Source organism: Actinomadura sp. NBRC 104425 (genome assembly GCF_030269545.1).
GTDB classification, from domain to species: Bacteria; Actinomycetota; Actinomycetes; order Streptosporangiales; family Streptosporangiaceae; genus Spirillospora; species Spirillospora keratinilytica.
Map to the genome: position 1 here is coordinate 69,743 of NZ_BSTN01000018.1, position 17,135 is coordinate 86,877.

The 17,135-nt window shown below is 73.9% G+C and carries 11 protein-coding genes; 6 read left to right on the forward strand and 5 right to left on the reverse strand.

The genetic code is table 11. The annotated features are described in order from the left end of the window. Positions 1 to 99: 99 nt before the first annotated feature. Genes QSK22_RS23960 through glf form a run of 4 tightly spaced genes read right to left on the reverse strand, consistent with a single transcriptional unit; the run spans position 100 to position 5,025 of the window. Positions 100 to 972, reverse strand: coding sequence for an ABC transporter ATP-binding protein (locus QSK22_RS23960; protein WP_285496588.1), 873 nt, complete (start codon positions 970 to 972; stop codon positions 100 to 102). A 2-nt stretch (positions 973 to 974) separates the two neighbouring features. Continuing rightward, entirely contained in the window at positions 975 to 1,847 is an 873-nt protein-coding gene (locus QSK22_RS23965; protein ID WP_285496589.1) for an ABC transporter permease, read from the reverse strand. Beyond that, a complete protein-coding gene (locus QSK22_RS23970) occupies positions 1,844 to 3,877 on the reverse strand; it encodes a glycosyltransferase (protein ID WP_285496590.1) in 2,034 nt (677 codons plus the stop codon). Before QSK22_RS23970 ends, QSK22_RS23965 begins: the two co-directional genes overlap by 4 nt. Continuing rightward, complete coding sequence (gene glf / locus QSK22_RS23975; protein ID WP_285496591.1) at positions 3,874 to 5,025, reverse strand: UDP-galactopyranose mutase; 1,152 nt, start codon at positions 5,023 to 5,025, stop codon at positions 3,874 to 3,876. Before glf ends, QSK22_RS23970 begins: the two co-directional genes overlap by 4 nt. Positions 5,026 to 5,223: 198 nt before the next feature. Here glf and QSK22_RS23980 point away from each other — a divergent pair, with 198 nt between their 5' ends. The 4 genes from QSK22_RS23980 to QSK22_RS23995 are packed head-to-tail and all read left to right on the forward strand — an operon-like array spanning position 5,224 to position 10,361. Beyond that, positions 5,224 to 6,561: a hypothetical protein gene (locus QSK22_RS23980; protein WP_285496592.1), complete on the forward strand. Its 1,338-nt coding sequence runs from the start codon at positions 5,224 to 5,226 to the stop codon at positions 6,559 to 6,561. Between the two features lie 14 nt (positions 6,562 to 6,575). Beyond that, on the forward strand, positions 6,576 to 7,802 hold the full coding sequence (locus QSK22_RS23985; protein ID WP_285496593.1) for a hypothetical protein: 1,227 nt from the start codon (positions 6,576 to 6,578) through the stop codon (positions 7,800 to 7,802). Continuing rightward, positions 7,799 to 8,815, forward strand: a complete 1,017-nt coding sequence (locus QSK22_RS23990) for a glycosyltransferase (protein ID WP_285496594.1) — start codon at positions 7,799 to 7,801, stop codon at positions 8,813 to 8,815. Before QSK22_RS23985 ends, QSK22_RS23990 begins: the two co-directional genes overlap by 4 nt. Before the next feature lie 7 nt (positions 8,816 to 8,822). Further along, on the forward strand, positions 8,823 to 10,361 hold the full coding sequence (locus tag QSK22_RS23995) for a glycosyltransferase family 39 protein (RefSeq protein WP_285496595.1): 1,539 nt from the start codon (positions 8,823 to 8,825) through the stop codon (positions 10,359 to 10,361). Here QSK22_RS23995 and QSK22_RS24000 read toward each other — a convergent pair. Beyond that, complete coding sequence (locus QSK22_RS24000; protein WP_285496596.1) at positions 10,343 to 11,854, reverse strand: family 43 glycosylhydrolase; 1,512 nt, start codon at positions 11,852 to 11,854, stop codon at positions 10,343 to 10,345. The genes QSK22_RS23995 and QSK22_RS24000 overlap by 19 nt on opposite strands. 150 nt (positions 11,855 to 12,004) lie before the next feature. On the opposite strand from QSK22_RS24000, the gene QSK22_RS24005 reads away from it, so the two are divergent. Both QSK22_RS24005 and QSK22_RS24010 read left to right on the forward strand, forming a co-directional pair. After that, positions 12,005 to 13,528: a sulfatase family protein gene (locus tag QSK22_RS24005; protein WP_285496597.1), complete on the forward strand. Its 1,524-nt coding sequence runs from the start codon at positions 12,005 to 12,007 to the stop codon at positions 13,526 to 13,528. A gap of 239 nt (positions 13,529 to 13,767) precedes the next feature. Continuing rightward, on the forward strand, positions 13,768 to 17,133 hold the full coding sequence (locus tag QSK22_RS24010; protein ID WP_285496599.1) for a hypothetical protein: 3,366 nt from the start codon (positions 13,768 to 13,770) through the stop codon (positions 17,131 to 17,133). Positions 17,134 to 17,135: the final 2 nt, after the last annotated feature.

A 17,135-nucleotide genomic window follows, 5' to 3' on the forward strand; every position in this document is an offset into this window, starting at 1 on the left:
GTGGATGATGGTGCGGACACCCTATCCACGCGCACTGCTTCATCCACGCGCAATACTTCGACGCGTTATCTGTCGATGCGTTCCGTCATCGCGGCAGAATCAGGAAGCCGTCCCATTATGTCCGGCGGTGCCGCCGGGACCGGGCGTCCCGCCGTGGCCGCTGGTGGCCGCCAGCCGGCGGGCCTGCCGGTCCTCGCGCCACAGCGCGCCGGCCTCCGCCACGTCCCCGTCGAAGACCTTGCGGCCGTCCCGCATCATCACGCCGCGATCGCACAGCTGGGTCAGCATCCGGATGTCGTGCGCGACGATCACCATGGTGCGGCCCTCGCCGCGCAGCTCGCGGATGCGGGCCAGGCACTTCTCCCTGAACGGCGGATCGCCGACGGCCAGCACCTCGTCGATGAGGAAGATGTCCGGCTCGGTGTGCGCGGCGATGGCGAACGCCAGCCGCATGAACATGCCGGACGAGTAGAACTTCACCTGGTTGTCGAGGAACCGCTGCACCCCGGAGAACTCGACGATCTGGTCGAACTTCGCGCGGATCTCCCGTTCGCCCATGCCGAGGATGGCCGCGTTGAGGTAAACGTTCTCCCGGCCGGTCAGCTCGGGGTGCAGGCCCGCGCCGACGTCGATCAGCCCGGCGATGCGGCCGCGCACCAGCACCCGGCCGCGGTCCGGCCGCATCACCCCGGAGATCAGCTTGAGCAGGGTGCTCTTGCCCGAGCCGTTCAGCCCCATCAGCGCCACGGTCTCGCCGGGCCGCACGGTCAGGCTGACGTCGTCCAGCGCGTTGAAGGTCTCCGACAGCTTCTCCCGCCGCATCGCCCGCACCGTCATCTCCTTGATGGAGCGGGCGTGCCGCAGCGTGAACCGCTTGCTGACCCGGTCGATGACGATCGACGGAGGGACGTCCGCTCCGCCGCCGTTCACGGCTGCGCCGTTCCGGGCGCCGCCTGTCGCGTCACTGCTCACGGCTACAGCTCCTCGGCGAAGCGGCGCTGGGCGCGGGCGAACAGCAGCCTCCCGGCCGCCAGCACGGCCGCCGCCACGGCCAGCGACACCGCGGCCCGAGCGTACAGGTCGGGCGGGAAGGCGAAGTCCTGCCGGGTGCCGGGGAACCAGAACGCCCGCTGGAACAGGCTGACCGCCGAGACCAGCGGGTTGGCCAGATAGGCGTCCAGCACCCAGTCCGGGGCCTGGTCGCGCACATGCGTCCAGGGGTAGATCATCGGCACCGTCCAGGTGATGACGATCATCAGGATGTCGACGACCTGCTCCAGGTCCCGGAAGTACACGTTGACCGCGGCGCACATCAGCCCGAGGCCCAGCCCCAGCACCACCACGATCGCGAAGGCCAGCACGGCGCCGCCCAGCCCGGCCGGCGTCGGCCGCCACCCGTACGCCGCCGACGCGGCGAGCAGGATGCCGAAGCCGGGCAGGAAGTGCACCAGCGACACCAGCAGCGACGCCACCGGGAACAGCTCGCGCGGCAGGAACACCTTCTTCACCAGCGGCGCGTTGCCGGTGACCGAGCGGGTGCACGAGTGCAGCGTCTCGGTGAACAGGTTGACCAGCACCATCCCGGAGAACAGGTAGACGGGGAAGTGCTGGACCGCCCGGTCCATGCCCATGAACACGCCGATGACGTAGAAGTACACCGTGAAGTGCACGGCGGGCCGCACGTACGACCAGCCGAGCCCCAGCAGCGACCCCTTGTAGCGGGCCTTCAGCTCCCGGCGCACCAGCAGCCGCAGCAGGTAGCGGCGCCGGAACACCTGCGCCAGCCCGCCGTCGGCCTCGGGCGGGCGCAGCCCGTCGGCGGCGACCCGCGGCGCAGCCGCCGTCATCGGTCCCCGGCGTCCGCGGCGTCGAAGGTCCGGCGCCAGGTCTCGGGGGCGGCCAGGTCGTGCATGGCGGCGCGGTAGCGGCGGCTCAGCTCGGGCCACTCGCGGGTGAGCCGGGCGTGCAGCAGCGACGTCCGCTTCATGATGCGCTTGAACCGGTCGGGGTCGCGCTGGTACCAGGCCACCTTCGTGCCGTCGGCCGACGACACCAGGGCGCTGTCGAACTTCGACAGCACGCCCCAGTGCCGGTCGATGTGCGGGATGACGGTCTGCGGGTTCTCGCGGGTCGCGGCGTCCACCGGGCGCAGCTGCCGCAGGGTGCCGAGCGCGGCGCCGACCAGCAGCGCGGCGCGGCCGCGCGGGGGCCGCGGCTCGCGCCCCCGCTTGGGCGGCCGCCGCCGCTTGACCTGCGGGAACTCCTCGTGGCTGGAGCGGTTCTGCGCGTCGGGGAAGGCGGCCCGGAACGCCAAAATCTGCGGCAGTTTTCCGGCGATCTCGGCGTGCATGTGGTCCGGTCCGCGCAGCACGTCCTCGATCGCCTGCAGCATCAGCTCGGCGGTGGAGTACTGCATGGCCAGGGCGTGCTTGATCGAGATGATCAGGCTCTCCTTGAGCAGGTTGCCGCCCCGCTCGTAGGGCGAGTGCAGCAGCGCGGTCACCAGCCGGTTGCGCTCGTGGAAGTAGGCCTGCCAGTCGATGCCGTCGTCCTTGTCCTGCCACGGGACGTGCCAGGCGGCCATGCCGGGCAGCGAGACGGTCGGGAAGCCCGCGGCGCCGGCGCGCACGCAGTACTCGGCGTCGTCCCACTTGATGAACATCGGCATGGACAGCCCGATCTTGCGCATGACGTCGACCGGGATCAGGCACATCCACCAGCCGTTGTAGTCGACGTCGACGCGGCGGTGCAGCCAGGGCGTCTCCAGCAGGCTGCCGGTGCTGGCCTGCTTGGCCGTCAGCGGATTGGCGGGGCGGGCGAAGTCGTGCTCGCGCCGGGTGTGCGGCGCCTCCTCCCACCACCACCGGTACCGCTGGATGCTCTCGCCGTAGGCGTGCAGCTGCGACCGGACGAACAGGTTGAACATGTGCCCGCCGACGATGGTGGGCGTGCGGGCGTGGTCGCCGAACGCCACCGCGCGCAGGATGCCCTCGGTCTCGGTGACCACGTCGTCGTCGAGCAGCAGGACGTAGTCGCTGCGGCCGGCGCGCAGCGTCTCGTCCATGGCGCGGGAGAAGCCGCCCGAGCCGCCCAGGTTGGCCTGCTCGATGACGCGCAGCCGCTCGCCGAGCAGCTCCGCGGCGCGCGGGAAGTTCTCGTGGTCGCGGACCTTCTGCGTGCCCTGGTCGACGACGTAGATCGCGTCGAGGACGTCCAGCACCTCGGGTGCGCCGCCCAGCGCGATCAGCTGGTCCACGCAGAACGAGGGCCGGTTGAACGTGGTGATGCCCACGCTGACCCGGCCCTGCCGGACCGGCTGCGCCCCGTCCGGCTCGGCGCACCAGTCGGCCCGCTCCAGCACGGCGGTGCGCTCCCCGGCCAGCACGTCGAACCAGTACCAGCCGCCGTCGATGAACGGCTGCAGCGACAGCCGGAACGTCTCCTCGCGCGGCTCGTCGGAGTCGATGCGCACCGACGCCACCCGCTGGATGTGGCCCTTGGCGGACGACCGGTAGACGATCACGTTGGCCTGGCCGCGCACCCGCACCCGCAGCAGCACGTCCTCGACGCTGGTCCAGCGCCGCCAGTAGCTGGCCGGGAAGGCGTTGAAGTAGGTGGCGAACGACACGCGGCGGCCGATCGGGACGACGACGGTGCGGCGCCCCACGTCCTCGGCGGCGACGTCGAGCGGCAGCTCGGCGGCCCGCGCGATGTCGTTCTCGGCGGCGCGTGCGGCCTCCAGCGCCTCGGCGCCCCGGGCGATGCGGCCCTCCACGTACAGCTTGAGCACGTCCAGGTCGCGGTCCACGGGCAGCACCACGCGCTGCAGCACGCGCAGATCGGCGGGCGCGTCGGGCGCGCCGGTCACCTCGGTCACTCGTCTGCTCCTCCGGTCACGAGACGCGCTCCCTCCGTGAAGTGGGGGCGCAGTTTGTTGTCGACCATGCTGAGCGCGCTGGCGATGGCCATGTGCATGTCCAGGTACTTGTAGGTGCCCAGCCGCCCGCCGAACAGCACGCCCTGCTCGCCGCGCGCCAGCCGCCGGTAGGCCAGCAGCCGGTCCCGGTCGGCGGGGGTGCCGATCGGGTAGTAGGGCTCGTCGTCGCGCGCGGCGAACCGCGAGTACTCCCGCATGATGACCGTCCGGTCCGGCGGATACCAGTCGCGCTCGGGATGGAAGTGCCGGAACTCGTGGATCCGCGTGTACGGCACGTCCTCGTCGGCGTAGTTCATCACCGCGGTGCCCTGGAAGTCGCCGGTCTCCTTCACCTCGGTCTCGAAGTCCAGGGTGCGCCATCCCAGCTCGCCGTGCACGTAGCCGAAGTAGCGGTCCAGCGGCCCGGTGTACACCACCGGCACGTTGCCCACCACGTCGTCGCGCACGTCGAGGAAGTCGGTGTTCAGCCGCACCTCGATGCGCGGATGGTCGGCCATCCGCTCCAGCCACGCGGTGTACCCGTCGACCGGCAGCCCCTCGTAGGTGTCGTTGAAGTACCGGTTGTCGAAGGTGTACCGCACCGGCAGCCGGGTGATGACCTCCGCCGGCAGCTCCCGCGGATCGGTCTGCCACTGCTTGGCCGTGTACCCGCGGATGAACGCCTCGTACAGCGGCCGCCCGATCAGCGAGATCGCCTTCTCCTCCAGGTTGGCCGGGTCGGACACCTCGGCCGCCTGCCCGGCGATCAGCGCGCGCGCCTCGTCGGGGGTGAACACCCGGCCGAAGTAGGCGCAGATCGTGCCCAGGTTGATGGGCATCGGGTACACCCGGCCCTTGAAGGTCGTGTACACCTGGTGCCGGTAGCCGGTGAACTCGGTGAACCGGCGGGCGTACTCCCACACCCGCTCGTTGGAGGTGTGGAACAGGTGCGCGCCGTAGCGGTGCACCTCGATGCCGGTCTCTGGTTCGGGCTCGCTGTAGGCGTTGCCGCCGATGTGGCCGCGGCGCTCCAGCACCAGCACCCGCAGGCCCAGTTCGGCGGCGCAGCGTTCGGCCACCGTGAGCCCGAAGAAGCCGGACCCGGCCACTACTAGATCAACATTCACAGGACGACGCCGTCTCCGCGGGGGGCTTCGGGGGTCTGCCAGGGCCTGCTATCGGCCGATCGGTACTGATTCGGGGCTAAGATACCCGGGGTTCCACTGGTACAAGTGCAAGTCCGTGCGGATCAGCCGTCGGCGGGCGTGAGGATTCGCACGTCGACGCGTACGTCAACGAGGATCTCCGTGCCCCCGACCCCTTCCGGCAGCGTGCCCTCGGGCGACCGTCCCGTGGTCTTCCTGCACGTGGGGGCGGCCAAGAGCGGCACCACGTACCTGCAGACGGTGCTGTGGCACAACCGCGAGCGGCTGCGCGCCGAGGGCGTGCTGTACCCGGGCCGCGACTTCGCCGCCCACGTCAGGGCCGCCTTCGACCTGCGCCGCACGTTCTTCCGCGGCGCCAGCGACCCGACGGTGCGCGGCGCGTGGCGCGAACTGGTGGACGCCGCGCGCGACTGGCCCGGCACGACCGTCATCTCCCAGGAGCTGTTCGCCCCCGCCCATCCGCGCTGGGTGGCGCAGGCGCTGGACGACCTGGACTTCGCCGAGGTGCACATCCTGTTCACCGCCCGGGACCTGGGCCGGCAGATCCCGGCGCACTGGCAGGAGGACGTCAAGAACCGCTTCACCTGGACGTTCGAGGAGTTCGTGGACGCGCTGTCGCGGCCCGACTGGGAGAACTTCGAGGCCGCGCGGCTGTTCTGGGGGCTGCAGGACCCGGTCGCGGTGCTCGCCCGGTGGGGTGGGCGGCTGCCGCCCGAGCGGGTCCACGTCGTCACGCTGCCGCGGCCCGGCGCGCCCCGCGACCTGCTGTGGCGGCGGTTCTGCGAAGCCGTCGGCCTGGACCCCGACGTCTGCGACCTGTCCGCCACGTTCGCCAACCCGTCGCTGGGCCTGGCCGAGACGCAGTTCCTGCGGCTGCTGAACGAGGGGCTGGAGGGCCGGGTCGGCTGGCACGTCTTCAACGACGAGGTCAAGCTGTTCTTGGCGCAGGAGGTGCTCACCCGGCGCCCCTCCCCCATCAAGATCAGACTGCCCGCCGAGCATCTGCCCTGGGCGGTGGAACGCGCCGTGGAGACGGTGGAGGCGCTGCGTGCGGCCCGCTACCGCGTCGTCGGCGACCTGTACGAGCTGATCCCCAACTACGAGACCCCGCCCGGCGCACCGCCCGCGCCGCCGCCGGACGTCCCGCGCTGGGCCGAGGCCGCCGACGTGGGCACCGACGCGGTCGCCGCGCTGCTGGGGCGGCTGCTGGAGCGCGAGCGGCAGGCGGCGGAGGCGCCCGGCGGTGACGCGACCGTCCGCGAACGCCTCGAGGAGCTGTCCAACGACGCGGCCGCGCTGGGCGACCTGACCGCGCGGATGGCCCGCGACGCCGCCCCGCTCACCACGCGCGCCGCCCTCGGCATGCGGCGCTACCCTGCGGTCCGGCGGCTGGGCGGCGCCTACCGCCGCATCCAGGCCCGGACCGGCGCCCGGCCGGACGCCGGCGCGGCCCGGGACGACCGCGCCGGCAGCGAGTGAAGGTGAACGCGCACATGGCCGAACAACGATCCGCCGAACAACGACCCGCGAAGCAACGACCCGCAAAGTCCGTCTTCCTGCACGTCGGCGCGCCCAGCGCCGGCGCGGACTTCCTGCAGCGGGCGCTGTGGAAGAACCGGGCGCGGCTCGGCGACTCCGGGGCCTGCTACCCGCTCGGCGGGCCGGGGGAGCACTTCGGCGCGGTCATGGACCTGCGCGAGATGTCGTGGGGAGGCCGCCGCGACCCCGCCTGGGACGGCGCCTGGCAGCGCGTGGCCCGCCGCGCCCGCGACTGGGACGGGCCCACCGTGCTGTTCTCCCAGGAGCTGCTCGGCGGCGCCACCGAGGAGCAGGTGAAACGGGCCGTGGCCGCGCTGGAGCCGGCCGAGGTGCACGTGGTGTTCATCACCCGCGACCTGGGCTGGCAGCTGATCCTGGACTGGCAGGCGCAGCTGCGGCACGCCCACACCATCACCTTCGAGCAGTTCGTCGACGACCTGGTCGAGCTGGGCATCGCCGCGCCCGAACCGTACGGGCCGATGTTCTGGGGCCTGCACGACCCGGTGCGGGTGCTGCGCACGTGGGAGTCGGCGGTGCCGCGCGAGCGGATCCACGTCATCACGCTGCCGCCGCCGGGGCCGGGCCCCGAGCAGCTGTGGCGGCGGTTCTGCCGGGTCACCGGGCTCGACCCGGACGCCTACGACGTGGCGGGCATCCCCGCCGAGGAGCCGTTGACGGTGGTCGAGGCCGAACTGCTGCGCCGCCTCAACGTCAAGATCGGGCCCGCGCTGGGCGCCGACTACGAGCGGGCCGTGCGCGACCACCTGGTCGGCGCCGGGCTGGCCGACGCCGCCGAGGACGCCGGCCGCACCCCGATGGGCCTGCCCGCCCGGCACGCCGCCTGGGCCGCCGACCGCACCCGCGAGCTGGCCGGTTCGCTGCGCGCGTCCGGCTACCGGATCGTCGGCGACCTGGACGAGCTGACCACCTCGCGGTCCCCGCGGGCCACGCTGCTGCCCGGGGACGTGCCGGACGAGCAGATCGCCACCGCGTCCGTCGCCGTCGCCGCCTACCTGCTGGAACGCATCTGCGAGGCCAATGAGCGCATCGGCCTGGCCCACCTGCACAGCGAGCTGGCGAACGTGCGGCACAACCTGGACCGGCTCATCGAGACGGCCGCGTCGCCGTCGCCCGGGCTGCAGCGGGCCGCCCGCCGCGCCGCCGGAAGGCGCACCTCGTGAGCGTCGCGGTGACGGCCGTCGTCGTCACCTTCAACCGGCGCGACCTGCTGGCCGAGTCGCTGACCGCGCTGCGCGCCCAGACCCGCGCCCCCGACCGGATCGTCGTGGTGGACAACGCCTCCTCCGACGGCACCGCGGCGATGGTGCGCGACCGGTTCCCGGGCGTCGAGCTGCTGGAGCTGCCCCGCAACATCGGCGGTGCGGGCGGGTTCGGCGCGGGCATGGCGCGGGCGCTGGACGGGCACGCCGACCTGCTGTGGCTGCTGGACGACGACACCGTCCCCGAGCCCGGCGCGCTGGAGGCGCTGCTTTCGGCGCGCGACCGCGCCACCGCCGGCGACGGCGCGCCCACGCTGGTCGCCAGCCGGGTCGTGTGGAGCGACGGCCGCGACCATCCGATGAACACACCACGCGCCAAGCCCCGCGCCACGGCCGCCGAACGGCGGATCGCGCAGGCGGCGGGGTGCGTGCCGATCCGGTCCGCGTCGTTCGTGTCGGTGCTGGTGGACGCGGCCGCCGTGCGCGAGCGCGGGCTGCCGGTCGCCGACTACTTCCTGTGGAACGACGACTTCGAGTTCACCACCCGGCTGCTGCGCGGCCGCCGCGGAGTGCTGTGCCCGGACAGCGTGGTCGTGCACAAGACCCGGGCGTTCGGCGGGACCGAGACCGACCCGGGCGACCGCTTCTTCTACGAGGTCCGCAACAAGATCTGGCTGTTCACCGGCAGTCCGGGGCTGTCGCCGCCGGAGCGCGTGCTGTACGCCGGGTCGACGCTGCGGCGCTGGTCGCGCACGTTCGCCGCGTCCTCCGACCGCCGGGTGCTGCGCCGCGCCCTGCTCCGCGGGCTCAAGGACGGGGTGCTGTCCCGGCCCCGGCCGACGGCGGCGCTGCTGCGCGACGTGGGAGTGGACGTGAAGGGCGGCGCGGGCGTGGAAACGGAGGGGAACGCGGAGGCGAACGCCGTGCGCAAGGCGTCGCACTCCGTGGACGAACCGCCGCATTCTTCGGCATGATCCCCAGATGTCCCACGCGACGTCTGATCAACACGTGCGCGCCGTGGACCATCGCGCGCCGTCCCGGGCGCTCCGGCTGATGCCGCTGCTGCCCGCGGCGGCCGCGCTGGCGGTGACGCTCGCGGGTATCGGCGGGCCGTCGTTCTGGCTGGACGAGTCCGCCACGGTCAGCCTGGCCGGGCGTCCCGTCGCGGACCTGCTGCCGGTCTTCGACCGGTTGGACCTCGTCCACGCCGCCTACTACCTGATCATGCGTCCGTGGGCGGCGGTGTTCGGCACGGGCGAGCTGTCGCTGCGACTGCCCAGCGCGCTGGCGACCGCGGCGGCCGCCGCCGGGGTCGCGGTGCTGGGGCGCCGCTGCTGCGGCCCGCTCGCCGGACTGCTGGCCGGGCTGGCGTACGCGGGCGGCGTCACGGTGTCGCGGTACGGGCAGGAGGCGCGCTCGTACGCCATGGTGGCCGCGGCCGCCGTCCTCGCCTCCTACCTGCTGGTGCGGGCCGTGCAGCGGAACGCGCGGCGGCCGTGGCTCTGGTTCGCCGCCTACGCGCCCGCCGTCGTGCTGCTGGGGCTGCTGAACCTGGACGGCGTGCTGCTGGTGCCCGCGCACGCCGTCACGCTGCTGGCGGCGCACAGAGGGCCGGCGCGCGCCGGGCGGGTGTGGGCGGGCTGGTCGGCGGCGGTGGCCGTCGCGGCGGTGCCGCTCGTGCCGTTCGGGCTGGCCGCTTCCGGACAGAAGGTGCAGATCGACTGGCTGCGCACGCCGACGTGGCAGACCGCCGAGAAGCTGCCGGAGTTCCTGACCGGCGGGCGGTGGCTGGTCGCGCCGGTGCTGGCGCTGGCGGTGCTCGGCGCGGTCGCGGGACGGCGGCCGCGCGGCACGGCCCCGCTGACCGCGCTGGCCGTGCCGTGGCTGGTGCTGCCCCCGGCGGTGCTGGTGGTCGTCTCGCTGGTGTCCGACCCGATGTACACCGAGCGCTACGTCTTCTTCTGCGTCCCCGCCCTGGCTCTGCTGACCGGCGCGGGCCTGGCGCGTCTCGGCGCGCTCGGGCGCCCGGCGGTCGGCGCGGCGGCCGTGACGGCGGCGGCCGCGGCCGTGGCGGCCGTCTCGGTGCCCCAGCACGTGGCGATCCGGCGGCAGGACAGCCGCCCCGACGACTTCCGGGCCGCCGCCCAGGCCGTGCGCAACCACGCACGCGACGGCGACGCCATCGTCTACCTGGCGGGCATCGCCCGGTGGGGCGCGGCGGCCTATCCGCGCGCCTTCGGACGGCTGCGCGACATCGGGCAGGCGCAGTCCCCGGTGCGGGCCGAGAACCTCAAGGGGCGCGACCTGCTCCCCCGCCAGCTACGCGGCCCGCTCATCCGCTCGCGGCGCGTCTGGGTGATGCGCACCAGGTCGATCGTCACGCACCCGGGCGACGTGGTGTGGCGGCGCGAGCAGATGGTCCTGGCCACGGGGCCGTGGCGGGTGGCCGGGCAGTGGCGGTTCCGGGGCGGCATGCTCACCCTGCTGGAGCGGACCGGCCCCTACCGCACCTCCACGTAGTCGATCTGGCCGCCGCCGTCCAGGCGCCGCAGGCCCAGCGTGTTCCATCCGGCGCTCAAGTCGCGCTGGACGGTCGCCGACGTCCAGGAGCCCTTCTTCGTCCTGCGCAGGCTCACCGGCGCGGGCGCCGCCCCGTTCACCGCCACCTCCAGGCGCGCCCTGCCGCCCGACCAGTTGGCGTACTGGATCCGCACCGAGTAGCGCCCGGCAACCGGCGCGAACACCGCGACGTCCACCGAGCAGCCCGGACCGCCCGACGGCCCGGCGGCCCCGCCGCCGGACGCCCGGGGGCGGCGCAGCGGCGTCGCGCACCCGTTCAGCCGCGCCCGCTCGGCCTCGTAGCGGACCGGCGCGCCGCGCACCACGGGCCGCGCGCCGTCCCAGCCGAGCGCGGCCACGTACATGCCCCGGTTCACCTTCGAGCCGCCCAGCCGCTGCCGGATGCCGTGGAAGACCAGGTAGTCGCCGCCGGCGTCGGCGAGCACGTCGACGCTGCCCGGCCCGCGCACCCGGCCGCCGTACCCGCCGGTCGACAGCAGCGGCCCGGCGGCCTTCTCGTACGGGCCTTCGATCGACGAGGCGACCGCGTACCGGGTCTGGTAGGAGGAGTCGAAGTACCAGCCGGCCGAGTAGAACAGCACGTACTTGCCGCCGCGCCGCACCAGGTCGGGGGCCTCCACCAGGACGGGTTCGCCGGCTCCGCGGCCGAGGATGCGCTGAGGCGGGCCCGCCGGACGCAGCCCGTCGGCGGTCAGCCGGACGAGGTATATCGCGGCCTTGCTGCGGGCGTCGGTCTTGTAGAGCAGGTAGCGGGTGCCGTCCTCGGCGATGTAGGAGGCGGGGTCGATCGCGCCGCCGAGGTCGGTCGGGCACACCAGCGGCCCGCCGTCCAGCGGGACGAACGGGCCCGCGGGCGAGGTCGAGGTGGCCACGCCGATGCACTGCATGTCGCGGTCGTTGCGGCGGGCGGAGAAGTACAGCAGGTAGGTGCGGCCGCCCGGACGGGGCGGCACGACCTCCGGCGCCCACGTCCACCCGGGCGCGGCCCACGACGGCAGCCGCGCCAGGCCGTCGCCCGGCCTGCGGGTCCACGGCCCGGTCGGCGACGGGGCCGTGGCCACCGGCATCATCGCGTCGGGGCTGTTGGTGCCGTAGGCGTAGTACGTGCCCGCCACCTTCACAACGGTCGGGTCGGCGAAGTAGTCGCCGATCACCGGCTTGACGGGCGAGTACCCGGGCGCGGTGAACGGTGTCGCGGTCTGCGCCGGGCTCGGCACCGGCGGCGCGGGCGCCCGCGGGGTTTTCGCTGAGGGCGCAGGCCGTCCGGCCTGGGGCCTGCTCCGTCCGCCCGCGTCGGCCCAGCCCGGGTGCGGGGCGTGCATGCCCGCGAGCCCGGCCAGCACCACGAGCGCCGCCAGCGCGCTGACCGGCGCGCCGGCCCTGCCGTGGGGACCGCCGAACGACGACAGCGGTCCGCGTGCTCGCAGGTCCACGATCAACTCCCTCGCCACCCGGCATGATGCCAAAACACCCGACCCGCATGCCCGTTTCGGCCTTCTTTGTCACTGATTACGCATTCGGAGCACTCCTGAGGGAGCTAATACGCTTACTGGGCGATCCCCGCCGGAGAGGAGACTCGGGACTTGTACCGGCCTAGGCGTCTCGGCACCGCCCGTCTTCCTCTCGTCGTCGCACTGCTGTCGGCGCTCACGCTCGGCCTGGCGGGATGCCTGGGCATCGGCCTGTCCCCGTTCGGCGGCGACCGCCCCTCGGTCGCCCCGCTGCCGAAGAAGCCGAACATCGTCTTCGTGCTCACCGACGACCTGTCCTGGGACCTGGTGCCGCACATGCGGCGCGTGCAGGACATGCGGGCCAAGGGCACCACGTTCGACAAGTTCATCGTCGCCGACTCGCTGTGCTGCACGTCCCGCGCGACCATCTTCACCGGGCGGTATCCGCACAACACCGGCGTGCGCACCAACTTCCCGCCCGACGGCGGGTACGGCGTGTTCAAGGCGCGCGGCGGCGAGCAGGCGTCCTACGCCCCGGCCCTGCACAACGCCGGCTACCGCACCGCCCTCATGGGCAAGTACCTGAACGGCTACCTCCCCGGCGACCCCCAGGGCGGGTCGCGCCCGTACGTGCCGCCGGGCTGGGACGAGTGGGCCGTCACCGGCAACGGCTACCCCGAGTACAACTACAACCTGAACGAGAACGGCAGGCTCGTCCACTACGGCAACCGCCCGCAGGACTACCTCACCGACGTGCTGGCCGACAAGAGCGTCGACTTCATCCAGCGCGCCGCGGCCGACCGCAAACCGTTCTTCTTGCAGGTCGCCACGTTCGCACCGCACGGCCCGTTCGTTCCCGCGCCCCGCCACAGCCAAGCCTTCCCGCAGGTGACGGCGCCCCGGCCGCCGTCCTTCAACGAAGCGGACAACTCCGACAAGCCGTCCTGGCTGCGGTCGCGGCCCCGGCTGCGCAAGCCCGGCATCGCCCGCATCGACGCCGGCTTCCGCGACCGGGTCCGCATGGTGCAGGCGGTGGACGAGCTCATCGGCCGCATCCAGCAGGCGCTCGCCACCGCCGGTCACGCCCGCGACACCTACCTGGTCTTCGGCTCCGACAACGGCTTCCACCTGGGCCAGTACCGGCTGGCGGGCGGAAAGATGACGGCCTACGACACCGACATCAGGGTGCCGTTCGTCGTCACCGGCCCGGGCGTCCCGGCGGGCCGCACCACCGACGCCCTCGCGCAGAACACCGACATCGCCCCGACGTTCCTGGAACTTGCGGGCGCGGCCGTTCCCGCCGCGACCGACGGACGCTCCCTGGTGCCGTTCCTGCGCGGCAAGGATCCGGACGACTGGCGGAATGTGGCGCTGATCGAGCACGTCAAGCCGCCGCCCAGCCGCGAGGACCCCGACCGGCAGGACTCCGGACCCGGCGCGCCCCCGACCTACAACGCGCTGCGCACCGAGAACGAGCTGTACGTCGAATACGCCAACGGCGAGCGCGAGTACTACGACCTGGCACGCGACCCGCACGCCCTGGACAACCGCGCGAAGGCGATCCCGCCGCAGCGCGCGCAGGAACTGTCGGGCCTGATGTACGCGCTGACCCGCTGTTCGGGCGCCAAGTGCCGCTCGGCGGGACGCACCCGCTAAACCACCCGGTCATGTGGTCCGCAACATGCCGCCTTTACGAAAATCGAAAAACGGTCTGACGCACGTTCCTGCCTGTCACAGGCCGTTCTCGGCAACGGATGTGCCGCCGGGCACTGCCCGGCAAGACCGTTTCACGCGGCGCCGCCGATATGATCCGTGACGAACCTTTTCGATGGGCATCGAGCGCGCATACTTTGAGGCGCGCACAGTCGGGCGTCACACGATCACTGGAGACGGGCGTGACCGCACCCAGGACCCCGGACGGCGAGCCGGGCCGCGACCAGCAGCAGGCGTCGAACCCGCAGGACGCGGCGGCCCCGCAGGACGCGGCGGCGCCGCCCCCGCCGCGGTGGCTCACCGAGGGCGATTCGCAGGCCGAGGCTCCCCTGCTGCCGGAGGTGCCCCCGCCGCCGTTCGGCGGCGACGACGCCGACGACGAGGTCGCGCCCTCCGAGGGCGAGACCACGCGCTCCGACGCGGGCGCCATGCCCGCCGCCGGCGCCACGACCATGCGCTTCGACAGCGAGAGCACGCGCTCCGACGGCGAGGCCGTGCGCTTCGACGGCGAGGCCACCCGCGTCGACTCCGGCGCCGCGCAGGACGGCGGCGAGAGCGGCGACGATGCCGACGCCACCCGCACCGACGTGTATCCGGCCAAGGCCGCCGCCGCGTCGCCGGCCGCCCAGCCGTCGTCCGACGAGACCGTCACCGACCTGTCCCCGTGGCCCCCGTCGAAGAGCGAGGCCGCCTCCGCGGCCGAGGATGGCGACGACGAGGAGGACCTGGAGCGCACCCGCGTCGACCGCCCGCGGCTGTCGAAGGACGAGCCGGCCGAGCAGCCTCCGCTCCCGCCGCAGCCCGCGCCCGGGGAGCCGGACGAACCCGCGCCGTTCCCCTACGCGCAGCAGATCCCGGGAACCCCGCTGGCCGCGCCCACCCCCACGGCTCAGCCGCCGGCCCCGCCCATGCCGTTCCCCTACTACGCGCTGCCGGACGCGTCGTCCGCTCCGCCCGCCCCCGGGCCGACGCCGGCGCCGCACCAGCCTCCGGCGCCGCCGTCGGCGAACCAGCAGCCCGCGGCGCCGTTCCCGTTCCCGCAGGAGATCCCCGACAACAAGCCGCAGCCGACGCCGTTCCCCTACGCCCAGGAGATCCCCGGCCACGAGCAGAACGCGCCCGACCTGTCGGAGACGCGGTTCGACCTGGGGCTGCCCGCGCCCAAGCCGGTGGCGCCACCGCCGCACATCGACGAGCCGTGGCGCACCGTCCCCAAGGGCAAGAAGAAGCGCGGCAGGCTCGGCAAGCGGATCGCGCTCATCGCCGGCGCCGGGCTGGCCGCCGCGGCGCTGGTCGCCGGCGGCTTCGTGGCCGTGTCCAACCTCGGCGGAGACGACGATGGCGGCGGCGGCCCCGGCGCCCAGCTCGCCCGATCGGTCTTCCCGGTGGACGCCACCGCCCGCACCGACGGGTACGAGCAGAGCATCACCGGTGTCGCCGCGTCCGGCTCCACCGTGGTCGCGGTGGGCGGCGAGACCGGCGTGCGCGGCTCGCGCGGCGTGTTCCTGTTCTCCACCGACGGCGGCCGCACGTTCAACACCGCCCAGGTGCGCGGCGCCGACGGCGCCGCGCCCCGCGCCGGCGACGTCCCGTCCGCCGTGGGCGGATCGGCGCGCGGCTGGGTGGCCATCGGCTCGCGGGTGACCGGCGGCGCGGTGTGGACCAGCGAGAACGGCCGGGAGTGGCAGCGCCAGCCCGACGCGGTCGGCGACGTGTTCGGCGGCAACACCCGGGTCACCCGGATCGTGGCGGCGGGCGGCCGCTACCTGGCCGTCGGCGAGACCTCCGCCAAGGGCGACTTCACCGACGCGGTCCCGGCCGTGTGGCTGTCCAGCGACGGCCGCCGCTGGGAGCCGCGCTCGGGCGACCAGATCGGCCTGCAGGTCCGCGACGCCGACCTGCGGCTGGTCACGGCCGCCTCCAACGGCGACGCCATCCTGCTGGAGGCGCTGGTCACCCCGCGCACCGGCCGCAAGACCCCGTACCGGAGGGTGTGGCGCTCGCAGGACGGCGGCCGCACCTGGACCAACTCCGAGGTCCCGGTGCCCAAGGGCTCGCGCGGCCTGATCATCGGCGGCGGCCCGGCCGGGTTCGTCGCGGTGCGCGAGCTCGGCACCGGCGGTTCCGCGCACGGCCAGGCGTTCACCTCCAAGGACGGCGTCTCGTGGACCCGGGCGGGCGAGCTGCGGTCGTCCGGCTACCGGGTGACCAAGCAGCTGCTCGGCGACGACAAGGGCTTCGCCGCCGTCGTCACGCGCGGCCGCGACGTGCTGCTGTCGCGCAGCTCCGACGGCCGGTCCTGGCGCGACGCCGGGACGCTGGCCGCCCAGCCGGGCCGCGAGGTCATCGACGCGGCGCTGGCCGGGGAGCAGACCGTGCTCGTCGGCACCGAGCCGGGCGGCGGCGACACCGACCCGCTGCTCGGCGTGTGGGACGACGGCGGCCGCCAGCTGCCCGTCGACCTGGCCAAGGTGCCCGGCGCGGTCCGCTCCGACCACTCGGTCGTCGCGGTCGGCGCGTCCGGCGACCGCGCGGTGGCCGTGGGCAGCGCGGCGGGCGACGCGGCCGTGTGGACATCCCAGGACGGCGGCAGGTGGCAGCCCGCCCAGGGGCTCGGCGCCGCCTTCACCCGGCCGGGCTCGCAGCAGCTCCTGGACGTGACCTCGGGCGGCGCCGGCTGGCTGGCCGTCGGCTACGACCAGGTCGCGCCGCGGCGCCCGCTGGTCGTCACGTCCGCCGACGGGGCCAACTGGCAGGCCGCCGACACCGCCAACGCGTTCCGCGGCAGCTCCCGGGCGGTGCCGACGACCAACGCGGCGGCGTCCGGCAAGGCCGGCTACGTGGTGGTCGGCACCGAGGGCAGGTCGGCCGCCGCCTGGTTCTCCGCCGACCTGAAGAACTGGGAGCGCGGCCGCGCCTCGAACTCCGACGCCGGTCTGGACGGCGCGCTGAACAGCCGGAACGGCGACACCCGGTGGATGCTCGACGTGACCGGCGGACCGTTCGGCTACGTCGCCGTCGGCGGCGTCCGCGACCCGAAGGCGGGCAACCGCCCCGGCGTGTGGACGTCGACGGACGGCAGGCAGTGGACGCTGCAGGTGCTGTCGCTGCCGGGCGGCACGAAGGAGGCGCACTTCACGCACGTCGCGGCCAGCGGCAACATGCTGGTGGCCGCGGGGATCGCCGCCACCGGGCAGGGCCTGGGGTGGCTGGGCTACTTCTCGTCCGACGGCGGCAAGACGTGGCAGCCGCTGGAGGCGCCGGGCGGCGACGCCAAGGTCACCGTGACCGCGCTGGCCTCGACCGGCAAGGGCTTCGCCGCCACCGGCACGACCGGCGAGGCGGGCTCCGGGGACGTGGTGGCGTGGACGGCGGCGAACGGCTCGGACTGGACGGCGGACAAGCCCGGCGGCACGGGCCTGGCGGGCGACGGCGAGCAGCAGGTCACCGGGCTCGCCGTGTTCAAGGGCAAGCTGCTCGGCGTGGGCCGCACCGCCGACCAGACCGACGACCAGCCCATCCTGTGGACGCGCCCGGCCCCCTCCTGACG

Coding starts and splice junctions, on each gene's coding strand:
- QSK22_RS23965 (WP_285496589.1), bottom strand. CDS start 1,847: ATGACGGCGGCTGCGCCGCGGGTCGCCGCCGACGGGCTGCGCCCGCCC.
- QSK22_RS23985 (WP_285496593.1), top strand. CDS start 6,576: ATGGCCGAACAACGATCCGCCGAACAACGACCCGCGAAGCAACGACCC.
- QSK22_RS23995 (WP_285496595.1), top strand. CDS start 8,823: ATGTCCCACGCGACGTCTGATCAACACGTGCGCGCCGTGGACCATCGC.